This is a genomic window from Aquimarina sp. RZ0, from assembly GCF_008370685.1.
GTDB lineage: Bacteria > Bacteroidota > Bacteroidia > Flavobacteriales > Flavobacteriaceae > Aquimarina.
Map to the genome: position 1 here is coordinate 1 of NZ_VTZU01000170.1, position 2,947 is coordinate 2,947.

A 2,947-nucleotide genomic window follows, 5' to 3' on the forward strand; every position below is an offset into this window, starting at 1 on the left:
CCATCAAATAGTTCATAGCACGCATCAAAAACGCAAGAAAACTACGAAAACTAAAGCCATTTTATTCAAAAAAACTAACTTTGAGTAAACAACAAGTGGATTCAATCCCCATAGAAGGTTAAAAAAAAAAAAAAAAACGCATAGTACAACAGCGGATTAAATCAAATTGCGCCTTTGGCTTAAATGATTTAATCCTATAATGTTGTGCCCAATTTCGCGAATGAGAAATATTGAAAAGTTAATAAAGGAAATTATACCGCCACCTACTCGAGAAGAACGGGAAGGCTTTACTAATGATAAAATTATTGCTGGACTGAATAAAGAAGAGTTTTTGGCTGTTGAAAAAAGACTGATTCAGGAACTAGAAGAAAATGACGACCTTCTAATTGGACAAACACTAGTCGAAATGAAATCCGAAAATGCTTTACCAGTTCTTTCAAGACGACTTATGAAAAAAGATTCTCATTTTGAAAAAATCACATGGGCTGCACTAATAAATGACTTGAAAAAAGGAGATTCCGAAATGGAAAAAATAGCTTTTGAAGAATTTGAAAAATTGGAATTCATTTATGCTGTGCAAGGTTGTATTTTTATGGACTTAATAAAGTTTGACAGCCCAAGAATAAATAAACGAATTGAAAAATTTGTTGACCACAAATACGACTTGGTTGCTATCCACGCTAAGAAAGTTTTGAATTATAAGGGTTATGCAGATTCATATGATGAAAGTGAGTACAAAAAATGGTGGGAAATTTGGAAATAAAAACTGGGCACAACACTATATATGTGATCATAGCAGCTAAGTAATGAATCGATTGGTTGTCGTATTTTTGGTAAGGCGCAATGCTTGCAGAAAGTAAAAGTTAGCAACCAATGCGCAGAAATATCGAAAAACAGGGTAACATTTTGCCCTGCTACGACACATATATTAAACGTTAGCATTAATAAAACCATTTTACTCTAAAAAATATGAAAACAAATTTCAAAGTTTCCTTTCTATTATTCATACTATTTTTAACCAGTTGTTCTGAAGATGATTCTAGAATTTTTGAGGAGGAAAATCAAGAATACAAAATTGTCAATAATATTCAATACAAAGTTGTGAGTATTGATTCTAATCAGAGTATATGTAATCAAATTGCCAACCTTACTAACAATTCATATCTTGAATTTAATTTTGGGCAAACTGAAATCATTAGTTGTGATATATTAATTGAAGGCAAATCAAATATTATCATCGACGGAAATAATTCTTATCTAAAATATGAAGACCCTTCGAGAATAGGTTTTAAAATTAAAGTAATCAACAGTCAAAACATTGTTGTGGAAAATTTTAACATTGATAATAATAACACGAAACCTCATTACATACTTGACCCTACGAACACATCAGTTTCAGGAAGAATTGAAGTTATAGAATCGAGTTCAATAGAATTTAATTCTGTAAATCTAAATAAACAACAAGTATTTGGGTCAAGTCACGGAACAGTTACTCAAATATTATTCAAAGAAACTACTGATTCTTCTATTAAAAATTGTAAAATGGAATATGCAGATGGAGAATTAATTTATTTATTAGCTTCTAAAAACTGTTTAGTAACAAACAATTTTCTAAATGAAGGGACATCTGGAATTGCAACAGCTGGCTATAATCAATCAGGAGTAAACAAAATAGGATATAATAATAAAATTATTAGCAATACTGTTGTTAATTCCTCTACGGCTTTTATTACTATTAATGATAGAAATGCTTTAGTTGAAGGCAACTATATTTATAATGATGATGACTCTAAAAAACACGGACCTGGAATAAGATTTGGACATGAGCAAGAGTATTTACATGCAAGTAATGCCAGTTGCAAAAATAATATTATAAAAAACCTAAAATATCCAAATGGAAACTACAATCCAGTTGGCATCAAAGTAGATTATACTCAAACTTCGGAATCTAAGCAAATATTTACGGATTTGATTATTGAAGGGAATGAAATCATTAATTGTCAAGGCGGAATAAAAGTTTCCAATCAATCTGGACAATATATGCTTATTAAAGATAATCAGATATCTTCTACAACACGATTCGCAATTGAGTTATTTTCTGCAGATCCGAATGGTCAACAAACTAAACCTCAATATTGTTTAATTTCCAATAATATATTATCCTCAGAAAATGGGGTCATTAAAATACATAATTCTACAACTACTTTATCTGATAATCATATCTCATCAAACTCTATTGATCCCCATAATATAAATATCCTTATTGGTAGTGTTTATGATTCAGGAAATTTTCCGAACGAAATTAAATTAAAAAATAATATTTTAGAATTAAATGGAGATAATGGAATTTATTATAATGGTAATAACTTAAAAAACGCATTAATACTAGACAATATAATTAGTAATGGAAACCTAGGTATATATCTAGGTGGTAAAGAAAACCTAATAAAACATAACGTGATAAGAAATTGTACGAACAGAAGTATTTATATAAGATCTGGAAGCATAAATACCACAATATCAAATAACGATATATATAACAATTTTGAGAACTCAGTATATTTGCATAATACAATAGGTACATCTGTTTTAAATAATAAATTTAATTTCACAGGTACAAATGAATATCCTTGGGCAGTATGGAAGAATAGTACATCTACTAATTTAAACTCTACGATTAGAGACAATACTTTAAATAACTTTACCAATGAAAATAATTAAAGTGATAATTTAAATTTTGGACAAATTAACTAATGCTAACAATTTGTATAATGCATATGTACCCTGCGGGATGCAAACGCACCATACAAGAGACGTTACAAGCAATCCCTCATAGACCCCAGAAACTTCAGTACGTAGGCTAACGTAAAATTCGTAATTTACTGGGTATTAACTTTAGCTCTTTGCAAGGCCGTTTTTTAAAGTGTTGCTGCTTTTTTTAGTAAGC

The 2,947-nt window shown here is 29.7% G+C and carries 2 protein-coding genes; both read left to right on the top strand.

Annotated elements, in window-relative coordinates:
- The first annotated feature begins 220 nt into the window (after positions 1-220).
- The gene (locus tag F0000_RS26875; protein WP_149627782.1) at positions 221-763 is read left to right on the top strand and encodes a hypothetical protein; all 543 of its coding nucleotides are present in this window, start codon (positions 221-223) and stop codon (positions 761-763) included.
- A 206-nt stretch (positions 764-969) separates the two neighbouring features.
- Positions 970-2,721, top strand: a complete 1,752-nt coding sequence (locus F0000_RS26880) for a right-handed parallel beta-helix repeat-containing protein (protein ID WP_149627783.1) — start codon at positions 970-972, stop codon at positions 2,719-2,721.
- Positions 2,722-2,947 lie beyond the last annotated feature (226 nt).